The following is a 2,044-nucleotide window of genomic DNA, read 5'->3' as shown; positions in this document are numbered from 1 at the left end:
GGCTCGCCGTCGAGCTTGCGCCGCCACACCCGGTCCGCCTCGAGGGCATCCTCCCCCAGCGGCTTCCCGATCACGCGGCGGGCGTACGCCGCCTGCCGCGCCAGCGCGATGCGGACGACCACCATCGACGATATGACCGCCCCCGCCGCGGTCATCCCGACCACGACGCCCGTCCCGGCCCTGCTCATGCGCCGATTCGACCGGGTCGACGTGAACCCGGGCTGACGCCGCGGTGAACGGATGCGGCCAGACGCCTCACTCGAGCGGTTTGACCTCGAGGTCATCGATGTGCGCCCCGGCGGTCACCGCCGCGAAGTGGGAGTACCCGTCCGCGGCAGCCCGCTCCAGCAGGGTCTTGAGGTTTCTCGGTCGCTGTTCGAGCCGCACCCGCTGACCGCGACGGATGAACGCGGCCTTCAGCGCGGCGAGCTCGGCGACCGGCACATCCCGGTCGTGCACGAGCACGATCGCCGGGGTCGCCTGGTCGACCTGGTCCGCGACGAGGTCGACGATGCGCTCGAAGCCGATCGAGAAGCCGACGGCCGGCGCCTCCTGTCCGAGGAAGCGTCCGATCATGCCGTCGTAGCGTCCGCCGCCGCCGAGCGAGTAGGGCACCGACGGGTGCGCGACCTCGAAGATGGTGCCGGTGTAGTACCCCATCCCCCGCACGAGGAACGGATCGAACGTGAGCGGCACACCGGCGCCGCGCGCGGCGGCGACGGCCGCGCCGATCTCACCGAGCGCACCGGCCGCCTCCCCATCCAGCCCCGCGGGCAGCGCGGCGCGGATCGCGTCGACGCCGAACCCGGATGTCTCTTCCGGCTCGCGCGAAAGGAATTCCGCGAAGGCCTCGACGGCCGCGCGCGCACCGGAGCGCTCGAGCAACTCGGTACGGACCCCGTCCGGGCCGATCTTGTCGAGCTTGTCGATCGTGATGAGAACGCTCGGGCGCTCCTCGACAGGAAAGCCGAAGTGCTCGAGCATCGCGTCGAGCAGGCGCCGGTCGTTGATGCGCACCGACCCACCCTCGAGCCCGAGGGCATCGAGGGTGTCCAGCGTCGCAGTGATCAGCTCCACCTCGGCACGGGTGGACGCATCCCCGATGATGTCGATGTCGCACTGCATGAACTGCCGATAGCGCCCCTTCTGCGGTCGTTCGGCTCGCCACACGGGCGCGATCTGCACCGCCCGGAAGATCGTGGGGAGCTGGCCGCGGTTGGTCGCATAGAAGCGCGCCAGCGGGACGGTGAGGTCGTAGCGGAGCCCGAGATCGGTGAGCGCCGCGGGGTCTTCGGCCGCCGCGACGATCGCTTCGGCATTCAGCCCGCGCTTGAGCACGTTGAAGGCGAGCTTCTCGTTGTCACCGCCGATGCCGGCATGCAGGCGCGCGTACTCCTCCATGACGGGGGTCTCGATCTCGTCGAAGCCGTGGGCGCGGTAGCGCTCCCGGATGACGGCGAGCACTCGCTCGCGGCGGGCCTTGTCTGCGGGGAGGAAGTCGCGCATGCCGCGCGGCGGGTTCACGGATGCCACCCGGCTATTGTTCCAGGTCGGCCGCCCCACCCTCTGCCGCACGGACGTCTGCGGTGAGCCCGCGCAGGCGCTCACGCAGGGCCCGCTCCGCGTCCCAGCCGTTCTCGCGGGCCACGGCGACGAGTGCGAGCAGCGCGTCGCCGAGGTCGTGCTCGGACTCGGGGCGTTTCGTCTCGGTCGCTCCGCTCCCTCGCTCAACGACCGGGGGGACGGTCGCCCCGCGAGCGAAGCGAGACGAATCGCCCACGCCCACCTGCGCGGCCTTGCCGACGAGCTTCTGCGCGAGCGCGAGCGACGGCATGTGGTGCGATACTCCATCGAGAACGGACTGCCGCTCGTGCTTCTCGGCCGCCTTCGCGGCGTTCCAGTGCACGAGGACCTCTTCCGGAGTGTTCGCCACGGCACCGGCGAACACATGAGGGTGCCGGCGCACCATCTTCTCCGTCAGCCCTCGCGCGACGTCGTCGATGTCGAAGGGGTCCTCGGCATCCCTCGAGGCGATCTCGGCGTG

Annotated in this window: 2 protein-coding genes and 1 pseudogene; all 3 read right to left on the bottom strand. The window is 70.9% G+C overall.

Annotated elements, in window-relative coordinates:
* Positions 1–188: pseudogene (locus B3S45_RS05190) on the bottom strand (SGNH/GDSL hydrolase family protein); the annotation flags it as partial.
* Between the two features lie 67 nt (positions 189–255).
* Complete coding sequence (gene hisS, locus B3S45_RS05185; RefSeq protein WP_286717757.1) at positions 256–1,506, bottom strand: histidine--tRNA ligase; 1,251 nt, start codon at positions 1,504–1,506, stop codon at positions 256–258.
* Between the two features lie 31 nt (positions 1,507–1,537).
* Positions 1,538–2,044: MazG nucleotide pyrophosphohydrolase domain-containing protein (locus tag B3S45_RS05180; protein WP_286717750.1), on the bottom strand; the 507-nt coding region annotated here is incomplete at its 5' end.

The organism is Microbacterium sp. UBA1612, assembly GCF_002321605.1.
In the GTDB taxonomy this organism is placed as follows: Bacteria; Actinomycetota; Actinomycetes; order Actinomycetales; family Microbacteriaceae; genus Microbacterium; species Microbacterium luteum.
This window is presented reverse-complemented; position numbering and strand designations above follow the sequence as displayed.

Excerpts from the sequence above, each read along its gene's own strand:
- hisS (WP_286717757.1), bottom strand. The coding sequence starts at position 1,506 with ATGCGCGACTTCCTCCCCGCAGACAAGGCCCGCCGCGAGCGAGTGCTC.